The sequence below is a fragment of the Planococcus rifietoensis genome (genome assembly GCF_001465795.2).
In the GTDB taxonomy this organism is placed as follows: domain Bacteria; phylum Bacillota; class Bacilli; order Bacillales_A; family Planococcaceae; genus Planococcus; species Planococcus rifietoensis.
On record NZ_CP013659.2, the window covers coordinates 2554000 to 2573443 of the forward strand.

Below are 19444 nucleotides of genomic sequence, written 5' to 3' on the forward strand. Positions count from 1 at the left end.
TGGCGCCATTCCAGCATTAATGCCAATTTAATTTTTAAAGTGCATCGCGCTTTTTCCGAACACGGCAAAAAACCGCCGGCGGGAATCCCACCGGCGGTTACTAGTATTCGTTCATCTATTGATGATTCGGCAACAGGACGGTTACTTTGAATAAGTCTCCGTCCACCTCTAGTTTCATCTGCCCGCCATGAAGATCCACGATGGACTGGGCGATAGCAAGCCCGAGCCCTGAGCCTTGAGTCTTGCGCGCAGTATCTCCGCGTTTAAAGCGCTCGAGCAATTCTTCGGTGTTATCGCCCAGTTCATAGCGTGTGACATTTTTCATCGTCATGGCTAGTTCACCAGCTCCTTGTGTCAGCCCAATATAGACACGGCTCCCCGGCAATGAATACTTGGTGGCGTTCAAGATCAAATTGTCGAGTAACCGCCACCACTTCTGGCCGTCGACCGAAGCATATACAGGATGGTCCGGCGCTGTGATGCGGACGTCGAGTTCCGCTTCTACCACAGCTTCCTCGTGCTCTGCCAAAGCTTGTGTGACCAGTTGCTTCATATCCAAGCGCTGTTTAGTCAGTTCTGCGTTTCCGCTTGCCATTTTTGATACTTCGAACAAATCTTCGATAAGCACTTTTAACCGCTCTGATTTCCGGTCCAGTATGTCGACGTATTTGCGCCGTTCTTCGTCTGCGAGATCCTCGTTCTTCAATAGATCCGTATAGGTGATGATCGAAGTGAGCGGCGTGCGAAGATCGTGGCTGACATTGGTGATCAACTCGGTTTTCAAGCGTTCGCTTTTTGCCCGTTCAGATACTGACGACTTATAGCCTTCCCGCAACACATTCAAATGTTCAGCGTGGCGGCTTAGCGGCGACTTGCCCTTCACTTTCAATTCCGCGCCTAAGCTTCCGGCAGCCAGCTGTTCAGTTCCTTGCAGCAGCCGGTTCAAATACCCAAAGCGCGTCATCAAAAATAGCAGCGACGGCAGCCCGATCAATAATGTAGCCGGCAGCCAGACGATTGCCAAGACTGGTTGAAACACCATGAGCGCAGTCCCCGCGCCCCATAAAAACATCACTGCGAGCACCCAACTCATCTGGAATCCGAGAGTGCGGTTGAGAAATGCATCTTTTGCCGAATAAATTTGGGAAGCAGTGAAACTATGTTGAAGTTCTTCTTTAAAACGACTCCATCTACCGAAATGCTGCCATAGCCAAATTGCCTGTAATATAGTCAGCGACAAGAACAACACTGTAAACGCTAGTGAGATGAAAACCTCCATGAACGAGCCATTCCCCGCTCCCCATGGCCTTGTTAAAACCCTCGCAAAATAATCCGCAGCGACTAAAGAAAGTACTGCCGATACAGCGAACCCACTAAGCTTCCACTCGACAGCAAGTTTTCGCCATTTGTGATAGCTGGTTAATTCCGTATACCAAGCTGTCCTGATCGGACGCTTTTTAAATAGCCACCATGCACTGCCTACTGTTGCTGCCAACAAAAAATACAGGAAGAACTTGAGCAGATGGAATTGGTTTATTCCACTGAGGACCGCAGCTCCGGCTAATCCTTTTTCCGGTATTTGAATGACGCCTGAAAAGCGGTTATCGGCCAGCGTACTGTTGGTATCGTCGTATGGAAAGTCAAAACTCCAATAGCCATTGCTGAAATAAAGCGGCTCTTGCGCAGAATACACTTGTTCAAAAAAAGGCTCATCGCTGATTGTGCCTTTGGTGAATACTTCACCAGTGTCCAAATCTCGTAATTGATAGGCATAGCCAGAAGCTTGGCCTTCAAATTGGCCTTGCTGCGCTGCCAATTGCTGGAGCGCTTCTGCATAATCCGCTTCGCGTTGCTCGATAATGGCTTTTTTCACTGCTTCATTGTCCGAAAAACTTTCACGTACAGCCGAAATGTCCTCCGCGCGCTGCTCTTCCAATTCTTTCACTAAAGAGCTATCGCCTTCTTCCTCAGCTGCTGAAACCGCATCCGCATATTGATCCCGGACCGCCTGAATCTGGTCAGTCAGGGAATTATGATCCATGCGGTACTGGTCGATTTCCCAGGAAGCGACCGATTGATCAACGGTAGATGTCGGCGGTGCCAGTTCGAACAATAGCAGCCCTTCCGTGAACCTGGCAAAATCATAATGAAACTCTTCTGTGTCCGTATAAGTCTTGCCAAAATAATCCGTTCCTTTTTCCACGACGGTCCACACGCACAAGAGCAACAAGGAAAGGCCTGCAAGCCACATCCATTTCTTCATATTATAAGTCTCCTTTTGTTAAGTGGCGAAGCGTGGCAAGCAAGTCTTCCGGTGATTTGATGACAAAGTCCAAAATAAAAGAAGAGCAGTAGACAAGGCATATCGCAGCCACAGCGATAGCAGCGACCGACCAAAGATCATTTTTCCATTTTGTAGCCAATGCCCCACACCACCTTCACATACCTTGGATTTTTCGGATCCGCTTCGATCTTCTCCCGAATTTTGCGAATGTGCACAGCGACAATGTTTTCTGCATTGTATGCTGGCTCACGCCAGACACGCTCGTAAATCTCGCCGATGGAAAAGACACGGCCTGGATGCTGCATCAATAATTCAGTTATATTGAATTCTGTCGGTGTCATGCGAATTTCTGCACCGTCTACCGTAACCGTTTTCGACTCCGAATCCAGCCGCAATCCGTCGATTTCGAGTGCAAGGCCGGACTGCCCATAATTACCAAGCATCACGTAACGTCGGAGTTGTGATTTCACCCGTGCCATCAATTCCATCGGATGGAAAGGCTTGGTCACATAATCATCCGCGCCGATTGACAAGCCATGAATTTTATCGGAATCCTCGCTTCTGGCACTCAGCATGATGATCGGGATATTGCGTTTTTCACGAATCTTAAATGTCGAATGGATGCCGTCAAGTTTCGGCATCATGATATCCATGATGACCAGATGCACTTGCGTCGTTTCCAACAAATCGAGTGCTTCCTGTCCATCTGCAGCCCCTACGACCAGAAAGCCTTCATTTTTCAAATAGATGCTGATGCCTTCCCGGATTTCCTGGTCATCATCTGCCACCATGACTGTCAGCTGTTCCACACGTCCCACCTCTTTTCATTTCTGGCTTAAGTATAAAGTGAAATTCTTAAGCGAAGCTCATTCAAATTCTGAAGAAATTCTTAAGCTTTGCGGTTTTTGCCGAATGCGAGCAGTGCAATGCCGCCAATCAACAAAACGACCCCAATCCAAGACTGTCCGCTTAACGCTTCACCGACTACAGCAACTCCCAATACAGAAGCTGTCAGCGGCTCTGCCAATGATAGAGTGACCGCAGAAGAGGAAGGAATGGCTTTCAATCCGCTCGAAAACAATAAATAAGCGAGGCTCGTTGCAGCAAGGCCTAAATAAGCCACTATCACCAAGTTTTGCGGCAACGCTAAATAGCCGATATCCAGGAAAAACAGGAACGGTACTAAACCGAGACCGCTAAGCGAAAAAACCACCGCAACTGCAGGCACGACTTCCATGAGGCCTAAGACATTCTTGCTGAACATGGCGTATCCTGCAAACGCCAATCCTGCTAGCAAGCCCAGCAACACGCCGAGTGGATCGACGATATAACTGTCTCGGTTCGCAAAAAGCAAAATACAGCCGACGACCGATAAGACGCTTGAAAATACCCATACGCGATCGGGCTTGCGCTTCAAGATGAGCGCTTCCAATATTCCCGAAAAAGCGGGTGCACTACCGATTGCCACGACGGTTCCGATCGCAACTCCCGTCAATTGGACGGCCGAAAAAAAGAACGGCTGGAACAAGGCCATGCACAATGCCGAAAGCCCGACCCAAAGCCACGGAATTTGTGCGCCCTTTAACTGGCCTGAAATCCACACAAAGATTAGAAGGCCAAAACCGCCGATTGCAAGGCGCGCTGCCCCGATTGTCAACGGATGGGCTTCTCCCACTAGAAAAGTCTGCGCTGTCCCTGTCGTTCCCCAAAGCATTGCCGCGAATAATACCCATATGTATGCTTTCATTTGCATCAGTTTCCACCGCTTTCTCTCTGTAAAGTTTTATATGTTTTAAAGCATAGCTGGAAAACGCCCATGCTTGTACTAGATTATGGAAAATTCGTCCACTCTTCTAAACATACCACGGCACGGATGGTTTGAGATAGGGTTCAAATAGCTTTATAATAGAAAGAAAAAGAGGAGGCGATCGCATGTATATGACAGTCCCGGAAACTGCCGTTTTTTTGTCGATGCCGGAAGAGCAAGTCAACCGCTACGTACTTGAAGGCCGGATTCGCGCAGTCCATGACGGAGAACAATACTTGATCAACACCTCCCAATTCGAAAGCCATTTCCAACAGCTGGAAGTTGCCAAACTGGAGCTGGAAGAGTGGCGCGCTACGCCAATCCCTGATGATATCGATATTAAAGACGAGGATTGACGAAACGCAAAAAAGATCGGAGCCATTTAGGCTTCGATCTTTTTTTGATGAACAAGTTTATGCTAATACATGGCTTTTGGCATTCACCGTTTTCTGCAACTGGGCTTGTACATGATGGGCCCATTTCTCAAATTCCACCAAAAATCCGTCGTGGCCAAAATCCGTTTCGATTTTCTCCCATTTCGCATTCGGTTGATTTTCGACCCAAGGAATCATCAATTCTCCCGGGTACAATAAATCGTGGCTATAGGAAATCGATAACAGCTCTGCGGCTAATTCCGCCTCTTCCACATCGTGTGTGTTCATGGCTTTCAGCAAAATGAGATAACTATTCGGGTCAAAGCGTCCTGCCAATTTACGCCCCTGGTAATCCAAATAGGATTGAACTTCAAATTCTTCCCCGCAGCGCGAACGGCCGAAGCGGCCATTGAATAATTGACTGCTCCGGTATGTCACCATGCCGGCCATGCGCGCGATTTCGAATCCTTTCAGCCTGGTTTCCGGATGATAATTGCCTGATTGGAACTCGGGATCGTTTTCGATTGCCTGGATGCCGATGTGATTGAATGCCACACCATAATCTCCATAATATGGCGTTACGGCAAGTGCAATGGCCGTATCCAGAAACTCTGGATAGAGCTTTGCCCATTCCAAGGTTTTCATGCCACCGAGCGAACCGCCGATCACCGCTGCCAAATGGTTGATGCCCAAAGCTTCCAGGGCTTTTCGTTCCGCTCTCACCATGTCCCGGATGGTCAGTTCAGGAAATGACGCTCGGTAAGGTTCACCGGTTTCCGGGTTGATCGAAAGCGGGCCGGTCGAACCGTTGCAGCCGCCGAGTACATTGAACGTGATGGCTTGGAACTGCCCGGTATCCACCGCTTTTCCTGGGCCGATCAGCCCTGCCCACCAGCCTGGTTGATCTGCAGTTCCCACTGCATATTGATCGCCCGTCAGCGCATGGCAAACCAGAATCGCCGGCGCAGAACTGTCTCCGACGCGTTCATACGCCAATTCCACTTCGCGCAATAGTTGACCTGATTCAAGTTTTAGCTGGCCGATGGATACTGTCGTCATCCGAATCCCTCCTTACGCGTTCTCGAGTACTGCCGCTTGGATCGCTTGCTCCAAATCAGCGATTAAATCTTCGTGGTTTTCCAATCCTACAGACAAACGGATCAATTCTTCCGTAACGCCTGAATTTTTCAGTTCTTCTGCTGTCAATTGCTGGTGAGTTGTTGACGCCGGGTGGATGATCAATGATTTGGCATCACCGACATTCGCCACGTGCGACCATAAATTAACGCCATCGATTACTTTGCGGCCGGCTTCCCGTCCGCCTTTGATGCCGAAGTTGACGATCGAACCATAGCTGTCTTTCAAATATTTATCAGCAAGTGCTTTGGATGGATGTCCTTCGAGGCCAAGGTAATTGACCCACTCGACTTGCGGATGGTCTTTCAAATATTCAGCGACCTTTTGCGCATTCGTCGCGTGGCGTGGAATCCGCAGATGCAAGGTTTCAAGTCCCTGAAGCAGTGCATGGGCGCTGTCCGCACTGAGCGACGGGCCGAAATCGCGCAATAGCTGGACGCGTAATTTCGTCGCGAATGCCGCTTCCGGCACATCAATTCCGAAACGGATGCCATGGTAGGTTTCATCCGGCTCCGTGTAATTCGGGAAGCGCGGATTGTCCCAGTTGAACCGTCCGGCATCAACCGCTACGCCGCCGATTGTCGTTCCGTGCCCGCCGATCCATTTCGTAGCGGAATGGATGACCACGTCTGCACCGAATTCGATCGGGTTGCTGACGAAAGGCGATGCGAATGTATTATCGATCAACAGCGGAACCCCGTTTTCATGGGCGATATTAGCTACCCGCTCGACGTCGAACACGTTCAAGCTTGGATTTCCGATGATTTCACCGAACAAGGCTTTCGTCTTGTCGGTAATCGCTGCACGGAAATTTTCAGGATCGGTGGCATCGACGAATTTTACGTTAATGCCGTAGCGCGGCAATGTGTTGGCGAATAAATTGTAAGTTCCACCGTATAGGTTGCTATCAGCAATGATTTCATCTCCCGCTTCAGCTACATTCAATACTGAGAATGCAATGGCTGCCATTCCTGATGACAAAGCCACTGCAGCGGTCCCGCCTTCAAGAAGTGCGACGCGCTGTTCGAACACATCAACTGTTGGATTCATGATGCGCGAATAGATATTGCCTGTCTCTTTCAAGCCAAATAGGTTTTGTGCGTGCTCGGTATCTTTGAATACATAAGAAGTCGTTTTATGGACCGGTACGCCGCGAGCGCCAGTCACTGGATCTGGTTCTTGGCCACCGTGTAATAGAAGAGTTTCTGGTTTGAAGTTTGTCATTGTCAATTCCTCCTGTTTTTTGTAATAGTTTTGTTCGGTATGAGGAGGACACAAAAAGACCCTCTTCAGAAAGAAGAGGGCCGTTATATACGGATTTGCCTCCTCTTATCTTTCAGCGACGCAAATGCGCGCTGTAGGATTTAGCACCTTTCCAGACATGAGCCTGTTGGTTGCCGGGCATCGTAGGGCCTATTCCCTCCGCCTCTCGTGATAAGAGTATTCAGTTATTTTTTTGCTTGTGGAAAAGTATAGAGGACAGCCCTGGTTAAAGTCAAGGATATTTTTCTAAAAATTTTAACTACTATAAGTAGCTTATCTCCCGAAAAAAAACTACGTCAAAGCTGTTGACTTTTTCGCTATTTCGAAATAGAGTAGGAATCACGAATTGAATAGCTTACATCACTTTCTTATCCAGAGAAATCGAGGGACAGGCCCTATGACGTTTCGGCAGCAGATTCGCAAATCAGCGAAAACTGTGCTAATTCCTGCAAATGCTTCGGCATTTGGAAGATGAGAATGAGATGGTTTCATATTTTGGAGCCCTCTTTTTTCTTGCGTATAAGAAAAAAGAGGGCTTTTTGTTGTTATTTCAAGAAAGTGTTCGTTCGCACTCATTCGAATCGTTATTTGCAGCCACAGGAGGGACACCATGATTCAATTTGAAGCAGTCAAGAAAACTTACGTATCCGGCAAGCAAGAAGTCCATGCGCTCAACGGCATTGATTTGACCGTCGAGACCGGGGAAATTTACGGCGTCATCGGATTTAGCGGCGCAGGGAAAAGCTCGTTGATCCGCACGGTGAATTTGCTCGAGCGCCCATCAACAGGACGCGTGCTCATCCATGGAGAGGACATTTCCACTTTAAGCGCACGCAAAATCCGCGATACACGAAAAGACATCGGCATGATCTTCCAGCATTTCAATTTGCTGAACTCGAAAACCGTACACCATAATATCGCGATGCCGCTGATTCTCGCCAAGACACCAAAAGCGGAAATTGACCGAAAAGTGGCGGAACTATTGGAGTTTGTCGGGCTTGCCGACCAAGCGAAAAAATACCCGGATCAATTATCCGGCGGGCAAAAGCAGCGCATCGGCATTGCAAGAGCACTCGCCACCAACCCGTCCATACTGCTATGCGATGAAGCAACGTCAGCGCTCGACCCGCAGACGACCCAGTCCATCCTGGATCTGCTGCGCCGCATCAACCAGGAATACAACATCACCATCTTGCTCATCACCCACGAGATGGGCGTCATCCGGGAAATCTGCGACAAAGTGGCCGTTCTCGAAGAAGGACGTGTCATCGAACAAGGCAGCGTATTTGAAGTGTTTACCAATCCCCAGCACGCGACGACGAAACGTTTCGTCCGTTCTGTCATGAACGATGAATTGCCAGATTCGCTCCTTGAGCAAATCCGCCACAACGACGGGACACGCCCAATCTACCGGGTGCAGTTTACCGGGAATTCAGTCGGCCAGCCATTCATGTCACGGGTTTCACGCGAATTCCAGCTCGATTTGAATGTTTTGTTCGGCAACATTACAGAACTTCAAGGCATTCCATACGGCAACTTGATTGTGGAGTTCGACGGCGCTCATGCAGAAATCGACCGCGCACTCGCCTCGATCCGAAACGATAACATCCAAGTAGAGGAGGTGCAGCAACATGCAGGTTGATCAATCGCAAATTCTAGAAGCTTTATGGGAGACGCTTTACATGACGGGTGCATCATTCGTTTTCTCGCTCTTCATCGGCTTGCCGCTCGGCATCTTGCTGGTCGTCACACGAAAAGGCCACCTGCTCGAAAATGAAGCCGTATTTAACGTATTGAACATCGTCATCAATATCTTCCGTTCGGTTCCGTTCATCATCTTGATGGTCGCCATCATTCCACTAACGCGCATCATTGTCGGCACATCGATCGGCACAGCCGCAGCCATCGTGCCATTGGTATTTTATGCTGGGCCTTACATCGCCCGACTCATCGAGAATTCATTGCTCGAAGTCGATAAAGGCGTCATCGAAGCAGCCCAGGCGATGGGCGCTTCTCCCGGCCAGATCATTTTCCGCTTCCTTATCCCGGAAGCGCTCAGCTCCCTTGTCCTCGCATTGACCATCGCTATCGTCGGCTTGATCGGCGCATCCGCAATGGCTGGCGCGATTGGAGGCGGCGGACTCGGCGACTTGGCCATCACTTACGGATATCAGCGCTTCGACACGGTGGTCATGCTCTTGACTGTTGCCATTCTGGTCGTCCTTGTCCAAGGCGTTCAATCACTCGGCAACCTCATGTCCCGCAGAGTACGCCGGAGCTAAGTCCTTTAATTCACGTTAAACAAACTCAATAAGGTGGTTCATTCACCAGCACCACTACTTTAAAAACCCATTGGAGGATTTCATCATGAAAAAAATTACAGCTCTTTTAGCAACAGCAGGCATTGCCGCGCTTCTCGGCGCATGTGGAGACGATAGCTCAGCCGGCGAAACCACGAAAGTGACACTTGGTATCAGTGGATCGGACACGACCATTTGGGATTATGTCGGCGACAAAGCCGCTGAAGAAGGCATCGAGCTCGACATCATCACGTTCTCGGATTATGTGGCGCCTAACTTGGCACTCGCTGAAGGCGAACTCGACTTGAATGCCTTCCAGACCATCTCGTATTTCGATGAGTTTGTCGAAGAGCATAATGTCGACATCGTGCCGATCGGCTCTACCGTCATTGCGCCGATGGGCTTGTATTCCGATAAATACGAATCGATCGAAGAACTTCCAGAAGGCGCCCAAATCGCGATGCCGAATGAAGCAACCAACATGGGCCGTGCACTCCTCTTGCTCGATGAATCCGGGCTCATCACGTTATCCGACGATGCCGGGTTGACTGGAACGGAAGAAGACATCATCGACAACCCGAAAAACATTGAAGTTGTCCCGATGACTTCCGCCCATACGCCGCGCGCTATGGCTGACGTCGCTGCTTCCATCGTCAACAACGGCATTGCAGTGGATGCAGGATTGAATCCGACAGAAGATCCAATTGCCCGTGAAAGCGATACGGCAAAACCTTATATCAACTTGATCGCCGCGCAAAAAGGCCAGGAAGATAACGAAGCGTATCAGCGCATCGTTGAATTGTACCAGGAAGAAGACACAGCTGAATTTGTCATCGAGCACACAGAAGGCGCTCAAATCCCGACTTTTGTTTCGGTTGAAGAATTAGTCGATTACCAATAAGAAAACAAACGATTTGCAATTGCATGCTGTTAAAAAAAGAAATTTCATTTGAGGGGGACGATTACATGACCATCATTAGCGAAGCGCGCGAGACGATTACGGAATCGATCGACAAGAACCGTGCACAGTATTTACGCATCAGCCATGCCATCCATGAAAATCCGGAAATTGGCAACGAAGAAGTGTTCGCGAGCGGACTGTTGACCGGATTGCTTGAAGAAGCCGGATTCCAGGTGGAAGACGGTGTCGCTGGCCACCACACTGCCTTTTACGCGGTCCGCGACAGCCAAAAGCCAGGGCCGACCATCGCGTTTCTTGCTGAATACGACGCCTTGCCGGGCATCGGCCATGCATGCGGACACAATATTATCGGCACGACCAGTGTCGCAGCCGCAATTGCGCTCAGTAAAACCTTGGAATTCACCGGCGGGCGCGTCGTCGTCCTCGGCACCCCCGCTGAAGAAGGCGGGCCGAATGGCAGCGCGAAAGGAAGTTTCGTCAAACACGGACTTCTTGAAAAAATCGATGCTGCATTGATGCTTCACCCCTCTGGAAACTCAGCGGTTACAGGCCCATCACTTGCTGTGGATCCCTTAAGTTTTCATTTCTACGGCAAGCCGGCCCATGCTGCCGGGTCTCCTGAAAAAGGCATCAACGCTCTCGATGCCGTGCTCCAATTGTTTAATGGCATCAATGCCCTTCGCCAGCAATTGCCGGATGATGCACGTGTACACGGCATCATCACTCATGGCGGCGACGCGCCGAATATCATCCCGGAATATGCCTCTGCCCGCTTCTATATCCGCGGCGATTCTTGGAAAAAAACAGCCGAGACGGCGAAAAAAGTACGTGCCATCGCTGAAGGTGCAGCCCTGGCGACAGGCGCCCGTGTCGAAATCGAACGTTTCCAGAATGAAGTAAAAGATCTTGTCGTCACGCCTGAACTCGATGAAATTCTTAAAGCCGAACTCGAAACACTAGGCGACAAGGTAGCCGATTCGCGCATTTCCGGGCTCGGTTCGACCGATGCCGGAAATATCAGCTATGAAGTGCCGACTGCCCACGGCTATATCAAAATCGGACCCGAAAGCCTCATTGCCCACACCGAAGAATTCCGGGAAGCCGCCCGCTCCAAAGCTGGTGACGAAGCCTTGGTCAAAGGCGCCAAAGCATTGGCCCAAACCGGTTACCGTTTGCTGACTGAACACGCTTTACTGGCGCAAGTCAAACAAGCCCATATCCGCTCGCTTGCCGCCAAACAACAAGATTAAAAACCAGCGCCCAGGCGCTGTTTTTTAAAAAGTGTGAAAGAAGTCTGTAATCTACAACGAATCAAAAAGGCGATCAACTTTTCTACAATAGAAAATCAATGGATTATCTTAGTATTTGGAGAAGCGTTCGCTCGTAAACCCTTCTGCTCAATAATGCTGCGCATTACTTTCGCAAAGATAAGCGAGACGACCGAGACCCCGCAAGGCGCACAGCGGCTGAGGAGGCTTGGGCGCGAGCCCACGGAAAGCGAGCGATAAGCTTCGGAAAATACGACTTCTTACCTTTCTCGACAAGTTGAAAACCAGCGCCACTGCGCTGGTTTTTCTATGTATTTCGAATTTCGTGTTAAAATGGAGTCATTACATACATAGGAGGCTCTACCATGATCGAAAAATTGATCGAACGCCTGATTCGCTACGCCAAAATCGACACGCAATCCGATTTTGAAAATGACGCAACCCCTTCTACCCCGGGGCAATGGGATTTACTCGCTGAACTGGAAAAAGAAATGAAGAACATCGGCTTGGAGGAAGTCGAAGTGGACGACCACGGCTATTTATTCGGCACTTTGCCGGCGAATACGGAAGAACAGCGCCCTGTCATCGGATTTCTGGCACATGTCGACACGGCGACCGACTTCACCGGAAAAGGCGTCAACCCGCAGCGCGTCGAAAATTACGACGGGAAAGACATTTCATTAAATGACAAAGTGACGATGAAAACGGCTGATTTCCCGGCCTTGCAAAATTACATTGGCCATACTTTAATCACGACAGACGGTACGACTTTGCTCGGTGCCGACAATAAAGCAGGAATTGCCGAAATCATGACTGCCATGGAATATTTGATCGAACACCCTGAAATCGAGCACGGAAAAATTCGTGTCGGCTTTACGCCCGATGAGGAAATCGGCCGCGGCCCGCATAAATTCGATGTTGCCCGTTTCGGCGCCGATTATGCGTATACGATGGACGGCGGGCCGCTTGGCGAGCTTCAATACGAAAGTTTTAATGCCGCGAGCGCAAAATTGACAGTCCACGGAACCAGCGTCCACCCCGGTTCTGCAAAAAATAAAATGGTCAACGCCATTACGGTCGCGACGCGCTTCCAAGCTGAAATGCCATCTGATGAAGTGCCTGAGAAAACGGAAGGCTACGAAGGCTTTATCCACTTGAACAACTTCAATGGTTCCGTAGAACAAGCGGTACTTCAGTACATTGTGCGCGATTTCGATAAAGACAAATTCGAAGCGAAAAAACGCCATATGGAACAAGTGGCGGCCACATTGCAAAAAGAATTCGGGGAACAAGCGATCGAACTCGAGCTCGAAGACCAATACTATAATATGCGTGAGAAAATCGAACCGGTGATGGCAATCGTCGATCAGGCCGAACAAGCGATGAAGACATTGGGGCTTTCCCCAGACATCATCCCTGTACGCGGTGGCACGGACGGATCCCAGTTATCCTATATGGGCTTGCCGACACCGAACATCTTCACAGGCGGCGAAAACTATCATGGCAAATTCGAGTTCATCTCCGCTGAAAACATGGAAAAAGCGACTCAAGTGATTGTGGAGGTCGCAAAGATCGCAAAATAAACGGTTTCCTCTATCCATTTCCCGGGAAATCTTTTCAGCACAATTCAACATAAAAAAGCAGCGGCTCAATGCCACTGCTTTTTTTAGGTTTCATGCAGTTTCAGGATTGTGTTAACAGTGCGTCAATTTTTTGGTCTTCATCCAAATATTGTTCGAGCAGCTCTTCCAATTTCTCTTGCTCATCAATTCCGGTCAAATCCACTTCGTACCAAGCTTGCAATTGCTCTCTCGTTAGCCGGTATTGTCCCACACCCGCTCCTGTATCGAAGTCAAATTGGACCCAATCCACATTGTCGATCAGCGTAAACAAATACGTTGCATTGCGGACCGCAGTTTCTTTATCCGATGATGCGGCTTGTGTCCAATCGTAAGAGACGATGATTCCATAAGGCTGTTGTTTCGTCTCCAATTCAAAGCCTGTAAAATGCTCTGCACCCGGCAGCATGTTAAGGGTATTGAAGACGGCACTGTTATTCCCAACTACCGCCCCTTCATACTCAAAGAGGTCTGGTTCCTCTGCCGCCAGCAGCGGGCTGCATGCGCCCATAATGAACAATACAGCAGCTAACAGCATGGCCGCAATAAGTATTTTCCTCAATTCAAGCTCTCCTCTAAGAAAGGTTTTTATGCACTGGCTCCCTTATTTTAAAATTCGATACGTTCGATTTTTGCGCCAGTCGATTCGACGCCTTTCATGTATTTGATGCGTTTCTGAACAGCGGTTTCGTTCACTTGCTCATCCGCATGGTATGAAGAACGAACCATCGGGCCGGCCTCGCAATGCTTGAAACCTTTGGCCAATGCGATTTCCTTCAATTCCTGGAATTCATCGGGGTGGTAATAACGGACGACATCCAAATGCTTCAATGTCGGCTGCAAATATTGTCCGATCGTCATGATGTCGACTTTGTGCGCCAATAAATCATCCATCGCTTCGATAATCTCTTCTCTCGTTTCACCAAGTCCGACCATGATGCTCGACTTCGTCGGGACATGCGGCGCGATTTCCTTGACCCGCAATAGCAATTCCAGCGAACGGTCGTAGGTAGCTCTTGCACGGACGCGCTTTGTCAGGCGGCGCACCGTTTCGATATTGTGGTTGAAAATATCCGGCTCGCTGCTCATTAACATATGCAGGCTTTCGTAATCGCCTTTCATATCGGACGGCAAGATTTCAACAGTGGTTTCCGGCATTTTCCGGTGAATGGCACGGACAGTTTCCGCAAAAACTGCAGCTCCGCCGTCTTTCAAATCATCACGGGCGACCGCTGTGACAACGACATGCTTCAAGTTCATGATCTCCGTCGATTCCGCTACACGCTCCGGCTCGCCCCAATCCAGTTCGTTCGGCAACCCAGTCTTGACGGCGCAGAACCGGCACGCTCTTGTACACGTATCCCCCAGGATCATGAAAGTCGCGGTGCGGCGTTCGCTCCAGCATTCATGGATGTTCGGGCATCTGGCTTCCTCACATACCGTGTTCAAATTTTTCTCCCGCATTAGTTTCTTCAGATCGTTATAAGTTTCATTGGTGTTTAGTTTCACTTTCAGCCATTCGGGTTTACGTTCACGCTGCTTTGCTTTTGTCATCGCATAAGTTCCCCTTTCTCTTCTCGTCGGTGGTTCCATTCTTCGCTCGCGTATTTGGCTTCGAGCACGCGCACGTCTTCCAATAGTTCAGCTGGTGGTTCGAATTTTTCCAGGCGGATGCCAAGCCCGGTTTCGAATCCAGACTTGAATGCCTGTTGCACTTCTTCCATGCTTGCCGGTTCCCCAATCAGCTCGTTGATCGCGACGGCGCGTGTGCGGAAAGCTTGTCGCGCCCTTTCCTTCACCGCTTCGCTCGGGTACACGAACAATTCGAACAACCGATTTTCATCCAGCTGCAGCGGAATCGAGCCGTGCTGCAAAATGATGCCTTGTTTTCTTGTCTGTGCGCTGCCGGCCGCTTTTCGACCCTCAACAGTCAGTTCATGCCAAGACGGTTCTTCAAAGCATACCGCTGAAGATTCTTTCGAAGGCTTCTTCTCCGCAGCTAGTTGTGCTTGAATCCCTAAATTGCGGTAACCTTCAAGCAAGCCTAGGGAAATGACCAAATACGCTTCTTTAACTGATTTCGGCATGGATGGATGATGTTCCGGAATCACTACGCTATAAGTCAATTCCTGATCGTGGAGTACGGCTTTTCCGCCGGTCTGCCTCCTGACCAGGGGGATGCCCATTTGCGCAGCTCGTTCAAGATCGATGCTGCCATTCAGTTTCTGGAAAAATCCCACTGAAATACCGGCTGGCGACCATCCATAAAATCGGAGCACAGGCTTCATACCCGTTTTGCGCTGCCAGTTCATCAATGCTTCGTCCATTGCCATATTGTATGCCGGCGTGCAAAGCCCCGACTCCATATAGCCCCATGTTTCCTCCAAAATGTCTCAACTCCTCTCAGCTTATGCATGACCCTAAAGCCCATAAAAAAACACCGCTTTCCCATGGGGAAGCGGTGTATGCAGACAAAAGGAAGCATACGTACCACTTCCCTACGCTGGCATGGTCCAGATCAGGTTCAAGGGGTCCAAGCATTCGCTCGTCTCAGCCAGTCAATTCCGGCTCCCCCAGTGGTCAGCTATGTATAGTTCTTCTCGAGCTTATCATTTCTTTTAAGAAATCTCAATATACTAAATAGTATTTTCTTTATATTTTTATCCAATTTATTCAAAAATATCCAAAAAAAGCTTTCCTTATGCGTTTTGCTGATAGGGAAAGCTTTATTATTAAATAATCGTCTTGCCGTTCTGTGCCAAAGCAAAGTGGATGCTGTGTTGAAGTGTACGGAAGCATTCATAGCCAGAGAGGTCTACGCCCGCTTCTGTAATCGTCATGCTGGTGTGCGGCGAAATGCCGGCCAGCACCGTTTTCGTGCCGATCAAATTCGCGGCAGACCCTAATTTTTCGATTAGCATCGCCGCATGCTGGTTGAAGCTTTCATTCAGCCCGGTCAAATCGAGGAGCAAGTAACGCGCTTTGTATTTCGGCAAATTCTCAAGCGTTTTGGTCAATAACTCTTCGGCACGCGCTTCATCATAGCGTCCGAGAAGCGGAACGACTACAATATCTTCGAGCACTGGAATAAGCGGCGAAGAAATTTCCCGGATCATGTCATGGAGATCCGCTGTCTTTTCATCCACCAGCTGTTCGAGTTCACGGATTTTCTCCGATTCTTTGCGGCGTGCCAGCGCATGGATGTTCTTGTCAATCGTCTCGTCTGACGGGAAATAGCGAATCAGGCATTCGTCATGCCCTTCGATCTGCGAGTGGACTACTTCATACCATATGCTGCGGTCCAGAAGCGAGCTGAAGATCCCTGCATAATGGGCCGGCAAAAAACTGCCGCCGGTCTTTTTTCCCTGTGCCAGATTAATCTGGTATTCCCAGCTATTTTTCAGCGTCACTTCCAAGGTGCCTGCTTCCACATCCAGGTTATGGATAGCAGCCACTCCCCAACCGGCCGATGCGTATGTATTGGTAATGAGGTCGGATGCTTTCATCACCGAAACCCCGCCCATCCCGTGGAAATAATCCCCGACTACCTGGCCTTGGCGAAACCCTGTCGACTCCAAAACGACAGCTGCCGCTTCTTCTCCAGAAATTTCCTCGATGGAATCAAAGAACATTTTCATTGCAGTGGAAGTCCAAAACAGTACAGAATTTTGGCCTTCGAACAGGAAGCGCCCTTGCGAGAGGTCCCATTCAAAATCCAGGCCGCCCACGTTCACCTTTGTTTGTTGAGTCATTGTATAGCCATCCTCCTTATTTAGCCCTATTAAATAATCATACGCCAGCCCGGTATCACCAGCAAGTTCTAATGTTTTAAAGCACTCCAATTAAGGAATAGATAGACAAGAACGCTAAAGGAGAGGTGCTAACGATGGCAGAAAAAGACCGTTTCAACGAAAAGGAACGAAAAACAAGCGACGGAGCTCCAATGGATAATCCTGAGCAAGTGAAAACAGATAAAGAAACCATGACCGAAATGCACGAAGAAGAAATGAACGTGGATTCCATCCCTTTGGAAGACTTGAAGCAGGATATGAAAGACGAAAAGAATCCCCGTGGCACAAAAGACGATTCAGCAAGCGAGGAAAAACATCCAGAATGATTTCTTCTGTGGGCTTCTTGCCCGCAGTTTTTCTGACGGACGATATTACCGCAAAGGAGAGATTTGAATGGCACAAGAAGAACTGAAACAGCAAGCATTGAAAATCTTGGAAGACAGCATGATCGGGACTTTGGCAACGATCAAAGACGATAAACCGCATTCACGTTATATGACGTTTTTCAATGACGAGTTTACTTTATATACGGCTACAAGCAAGCAAACGCAGAAAGTCGACGAACTCGAGAAAAACCCGAATGCCCACATCCTGCTCGGCTACGAAGGAGAAGGCGTCGGCGATAGCTTCCTTGAAATTGAAGGGCAAATGTCGCTGCGCGATGACCGCGAAATGATCGACAAAGTATGGAATGAGCACTTGACCGGCTGGTTTGACGGCCCTGAAGACCCGAACTTGATCATCTTGGCAATAACGCCGACGCGTGTTCGTTTGATGAACCGCAAAGGCAAAGATCCCCAAACAATCGAATTATAAAAAAAGCCTCCGATAGCGGAGGCTTTTTTACGTGCGCAATAAATCACGTAATCCTTCTTTATTGAATAGAAGATCTTGCAAATTGTATTCATCCAATACCGACAGATATGCGTGCAGCGCCTTGCCGAGGACGCCGCGCAGCCCGCAGATCGGGGAAATCGGGCACATATTGGTCTCCGGGTTAAAACATTCCACCAAGTGGAAATCTTCTTCCATCTTACGGACAACCTTGCCGACATTAATGTTCTCTGGACGGTCCGCCAATCGAATTCCGCCTCCCCTGCCCCTGACCGTTTCAATGAATCCTGCTTTGCCAAGTTCGAACGTCACTTTCATCAAATGATTTTTGGATATATGATAAGCATCGGAAATTTCCTGTATGGTTGTCAGTTTGCCGTCTTCTTTTGTTCCCAAATAGATGAGTACGCGCAATGAATAATCCGTATACATCGTCAATCTCATTGGTTTCACCTTCCCTGCACGTTTATTATACGCGCCGACATAATTTCTGGAAAGGAAACACATCTGTAGAATCGGGGCTTTTTTAGGCATGTATTCCATGTGTGACTTTTCTGTGAAATGAAATGTGTCTAAATTTTAAAGATGTATTTTAAATATATCTTTAAAATTTCTTTCGGTTTATAGTGGGATTATAGAAAACAAAAGGAGAGATTGACTATGTTATCCGAACAAACAAGAACCATCGTCAAATCCACTGCCCCTGTATTAGCTGAACACGGAAAAACCATCACCACCGTTTTTTACAGCAATATGTTTGAAGCGCATCCGGAACTCTTAAATATTTTTAACCAAGCCAACCAAAAACAAGGCCGCCAGCAAACGGCCCTTGCCAATACGGTATATGCCGCTGCTGTGCACATCGATAATCTCGAAGCAATCCTTCCAGCAGTCGTGCAGATCGCCAATAAACACGTCAGTCTTGGCGTTAAAGCTGAACATTACCCAATCGTCGGGGAATATTTGCTGAAAGCGATCAAAGAAGTGCTTGGCGACGCCGCGACAGATGACGTCATCAACGCTTGGGCAGAAGCATACGGCGTAATTGCCGATGTTTTCATCAGCATCGAAAACGGCATGTACGAAAAATCCGAAACCCAGGAAAACGGCTGGAGCTTCTTCAAAGACTTCACCATTGCACGCAAAGTGAAAGAAAGTGAAAACATCACTTCCTTCTATTTAAAACCAGCTGATGGCAAGAATGTGCCGAGCTACGAAGCGGGTCAATACATCACGGTCCGCCTCGCAATCCCTGGAGAAGAGTTCCTTTTCAACCGTCAATACAGCTTGTCCCAAGCATCACGTCCGGATGAGTTCCGCATTTCCGTCAAACGTGAAGCTGACAATGACCCGAACGGCATGGTGTCTGTTTATTTGCATGAACACATGAACGAAGGCGACCGCATCGAAGTCAGCGCACCTGCCGGCGAATTCGTGCTCGACACAAAACGTGATACGCCTGTCGCTTTCGTCAGCGGCGGCGTGGGCATCACCCCGATGATGAGCATGTTCGAAACAGTAGCCACACAAACACCGGAACGCCCGGTTTCCTTCCTTCACGCAGCGCGTAACGAAACTTTGCATGCCTTCGACAAAGACGTCCAAAAATACGCCGCGGCGATGGACAATGCCAAATACAAAACTTTGTATTCCGATGAACCGCAAGGCTATATCACGCGCGACATCTTAGAAGACATGGTCGATGCAAGCGGCGAAGTTTATGTTTGCGGGCCAGTTCCTTTCATGGAGAAAATGATCAGCGAATTGCGCGCACTCGGCATGTCCGATGAGCAAATCCATTATGAATTCTTCGGCCCTGCCGTCGCCCTGCAGTCCGTCTAAACA

20 protein-coding genes and 3 riboswitches are annotated in these 19444 nt (G+C 48.9%); of the genes, 9 read left to right on the forward strand and 11 right to left on the reverse strand.

What is annotated here, in order from left to right:
• Window positions 1-115: 115 nt before the first annotated feature.
• The 4 genes from AUC31_RS12610 to AUC31_RS12620 all read right to left on the reverse strand — a co-directional run bounded on the left by AUC31_RS12610 (window position 116) and on the right by AUC31_RS12620 (window position 4037).
• The gene (locus AUC31_RS12610; RefSeq protein WP_058382848.1) at window positions 116-2263 is read right to left on the reverse strand and encodes a sensor histidine kinase; all 2148 of its coding nucleotides are present in this window, start codon (window positions 2261-2263) and stop codon (window positions 116-118) included.
• A gap of 1 nt (window position 2264) precedes the next feature.
• Window positions 2265-2423, reverse strand: a complete 159-nt coding sequence (locus AUC31_RS17755; protein ID WP_157073500.1) for a hypothetical protein — start codon at window positions 2421-2423, stop codon at window positions 2265-2267.
• On the reverse strand, window positions 2401-3093 hold the full coding sequence (locus AUC31_RS12615) for a response regulator transcription factor (protein WP_058382847.1): 693 nt from the start codon (window positions 3091-3093) through the stop codon (window positions 2401-2403). The genes AUC31_RS17755 and AUC31_RS12615 overlap by 23 nt, the downstream gene beginning before the upstream one ends.
• Window positions 3094-3173: 80 nt before the next feature.
• Window positions 3174-4037, reverse strand: a complete 864-nt coding sequence (locus AUC31_RS12620; RefSeq protein ID WP_058382846.1) for an EamA family transporter — start codon at window positions 4035-4037, stop codon at window positions 3174-3176.
• A gap of 179 nt (window positions 4038-4216) precedes the next feature.
• On the opposite strand from AUC31_RS12620, the gene AUC31_RS12625 reads away from it, so the two are divergent.
• Window positions 4217-4447, forward strand: coding sequence for a helix-turn-helix domain-containing protein (locus AUC31_RS12625; RefSeq protein ID WP_058382845.1), 231 nt, complete (start codon window positions 4217-4219; stop codon window positions 4445-4447).
• A 57-nt stretch (window positions 4448-4504) separates the two neighbouring features.
• Here AUC31_RS12625 and metX read toward each other — a convergent pair whose 3' ends face one another.
• The gene (gene metX / locus AUC31_RS12630) at window positions 4505-5524 is read right to left on the reverse strand and encodes a homoserine O-acetyltransferase MetX (RefSeq protein WP_058382844.1); all 1020 of its coding nucleotides are present in this window, start codon (window positions 5522-5524) and stop codon (window positions 4505-4507) included.
• Window positions 5525-5536: 12 nt separating this feature from the next.
• Window positions 5537-6826 (reverse strand): O-acetylhomoserine aminocarboxypropyltransferase/cysteine synthase family protein, encoded by a 1290-nt coding sequence (locus AUC31_RS12635; protein ID WP_058382843.1) that lies wholly within the window; start codon window positions 6824-6826, stop codon window positions 5537-5539.
• A gap of 102 nt (window positions 6827-6928) precedes the next feature.
• A riboswitch (SAM riboswitch) is annotated at window positions 6929-7043 on the reverse strand.
• A gap of 187 nt (window positions 7044-7230) precedes the next feature.
• Window positions 7231-7343: riboswitch (SAM riboswitch) on the forward strand.
• Window positions 7344-7475: 132 nt separating this feature from the next.
• Here AUC31_RS12635 and AUC31_RS12640 point away from each other — a divergent pair.
• The 5 genes from AUC31_RS12640 to pepT all read left to right on the forward strand — a co-directional run bounded on the left by AUC31_RS12640 (window position 7476) and on the right by pepT (window position 12938).
• Window positions 7476-8507 (forward strand): methionine ABC transporter ATP-binding protein, encoded by a 1032-nt coding sequence (locus AUC31_RS12640; protein ID WP_058382842.1) that lies wholly within the window; start codon window positions 7476-7478, stop codon window positions 8505-8507.
• On the forward strand, window positions 8497-9147 hold the full coding sequence (locus AUC31_RS12645; protein ID WP_058382841.1) for a methionine ABC transporter permease: 651 nt from the start codon (window positions 8497-8499) through the stop codon (window positions 9145-9147). Before AUC31_RS12640 ends, AUC31_RS12645 begins: the two co-directional genes overlap by 11 nt.
• Before the next feature lie 85 nt (window positions 9148-9232).
• Window positions 9233-10066: a MetQ/NlpA family ABC transporter substrate-binding protein gene (locus AUC31_RS12650; RefSeq protein ID WP_058382840.1), complete on the forward strand. Its 834-nt coding sequence runs from the start codon at window positions 9233-9235 to the stop codon at window positions 10064-10066.
• Window positions 10067-10131: 65 nt separating this feature from the next.
• Window positions 10132-11337: a M20 family metallopeptidase gene (locus AUC31_RS12655; protein WP_058382839.1), complete on the forward strand. Its 1206-nt coding sequence runs from the start codon at window positions 10132-10134 to the stop codon at window positions 11335-11337.
• Window positions 11338-11720: 383 nt separating this feature from the next.
• Complete coding sequence (pepT, locus tag AUC31_RS12660; protein ID WP_058382838.1) at window positions 11721-12938, forward strand: peptidase T; 1218 nt, start codon at window positions 11721-11723, stop codon at window positions 12936-12938.
• Between the two features lie 100 nt (window positions 12939-13038).
• On the opposite strand, the gene AUC31_RS12665 is transcribed toward pepT, so the two are convergent.
• The 4 genes from AUC31_RS12665 to AUC31_RS12680 all read right to left on the reverse strand — a co-directional run bounded on the left by AUC31_RS12665 (window position 13039) and on the right by AUC31_RS12680 (window position 16726).
• Window positions 13039-13536 carry a DUF4825 domain-containing protein gene (locus tag AUC31_RS12665; protein WP_058382837.1) on the reverse strand — a complete coding sequence of 166 codons (498 nt, stop codon included), beginning with the start codon at window positions 13534-13536 and terminating at the stop codon, window positions 13039-13041.
• A 47-nt stretch (window positions 13537-13583) separates the two neighbouring features.
• Entirely contained in the window at window positions 13584-14528 is a 945-nt protein-coding gene (lipA, locus tag AUC31_RS12670) for a lipoyl synthase (protein ID WP_058382836.1), read from the reverse strand.
• Window positions 14525-15364 (reverse strand): lipoate--protein ligase family protein, encoded by an 840-nt coding sequence (locus tag AUC31_RS12675; RefSeq protein WP_058382835.1) that lies wholly within the window; start codon window positions 15362-15364, stop codon window positions 14525-14527. The genes lipA and AUC31_RS12675 overlap by 4 nt, the downstream gene beginning before the upstream one ends.
• Window positions 15365-15452: 88 nt before the next feature.
• A riboswitch (TPP riboswitch) is annotated at window positions 15453-15559 on the reverse strand.
• Window positions 15560-15706: 147 nt separating this feature from the next.
• A complete protein-coding gene (locus AUC31_RS12680) occupies window positions 15707-16726 on the reverse strand; it encodes an STAS domain-containing protein (RefSeq protein WP_058382834.1) in 1020 nt (339 codons plus the stop codon).
• Between the two features lie 134 nt (window positions 16727-16860).
• Here AUC31_RS12680 and AUC31_RS12685 point away from each other — a divergent pair, with 134 nt between their 5' ends.
• Window positions 16861-17091, forward strand: a complete 231-nt coding sequence (locus AUC31_RS12685) for a hypothetical protein (RefSeq protein WP_058382833.1) — start codon at window positions 16861-16863, stop codon at window positions 17089-17091.
• A gap of 67 nt (window positions 17092-17158) precedes the next feature.
• On the forward strand, window positions 17159-17581 hold the full coding sequence (locus AUC31_RS12690) for a pyridoxamine 5'-phosphate oxidase family protein (protein ID WP_058382832.1): 423 nt from the start codon (window positions 17159-17161) through the stop codon (window positions 17579-17581).
• A gap of 27 nt (window positions 17582-17608) precedes the next feature.
• Here the strand turns inward: AUC31_RS12690 and AUC31_RS12695 are convergent, their stop codons facing one another.
• The gene (locus tag AUC31_RS12695) at window positions 17609-18043 is read right to left on the reverse strand and encodes an RrF2 family transcriptional regulator (RefSeq protein ID WP_058383791.1); all 435 of its coding nucleotides are present in this window, start codon (window positions 18041-18043) and stop codon (window positions 17609-17611) included.
• A 216-nt stretch (window positions 18044-18259) separates the two neighbouring features.
• On the opposite strand from AUC31_RS12695, the gene hmpA reads away from it, so the two are divergent.
• Window positions 18260-19441 (forward strand): NO-inducible flavohemoprotein, encoded by a 1182-nt coding sequence (hmpA, locus tag AUC31_RS12700; RefSeq protein ID WP_058382831.1) that lies wholly within the window; start codon window positions 18260-18262, stop codon window positions 19439-19441.
• Window positions 19442-19444 lie beyond the last annotated feature (3 nt).